This window comes from Halomonas sp. ND22Bw (assembly GCF_003011945.1).
Classification (GTDB): Bacteria; Pseudomonadota; Gammaproteobacteria; order Pseudomonadales; family Halomonadaceae; genus Halomonas; species Halomonas halophila.
The window spans coordinates 1-350 of sequence record NZ_PXWD01000380.1 but is presented as its reverse complement, the minus strand read 5'-3'; the positions used below and the strand labels follow the sequence as shown (position 1 = coordinate 350).

Below are 350 nucleotides of genomic sequence, written 5' to 3'. Positions count from 1 at the left end.
GTATCGGCCGGGCACAAAAGCGGCGAGACGATCGAGGGTGTGGCGGCCGACCAGGTGCGGCTGCTGATCGAGCGGATCGAGCGGCTGGCCGAAGAGCGCAAGGGCATCGCCGAGGATATCAGGGACGTGTTCGCGGAGGCGAAGTCGCGCGGATACGATCCGAAGGCGCTGCGCGGGATCCTGCGCATCCGCGCCAAGCCGCGCGAGCAGCAGCAGGATGAGACGGCGATCCTGGAGGTCTACATGCGCGCGCTGGGGATGATGTGATGCAGATCGTCCCTCTGACGCTGCGTGCGGCAAATGATTTCGTTGATATGCATCACCGTCACAGTGCGCGCACGGCGAATGAT

1 protein-coding gene is annotated in these 350 nt (G+C 64.6%); it reads left to right on the top strand.

From position 1 onward, the window contains the following. Window positions 1-267 (top strand): DUF2312 domain-containing protein (locus tag CVH10_RS18540; protein ID WP_219924814.1); only part of this gene is annotated, 267 nt, incomplete at its 5' end. Window positions 268-350 lie beyond the last annotated feature (83 nt).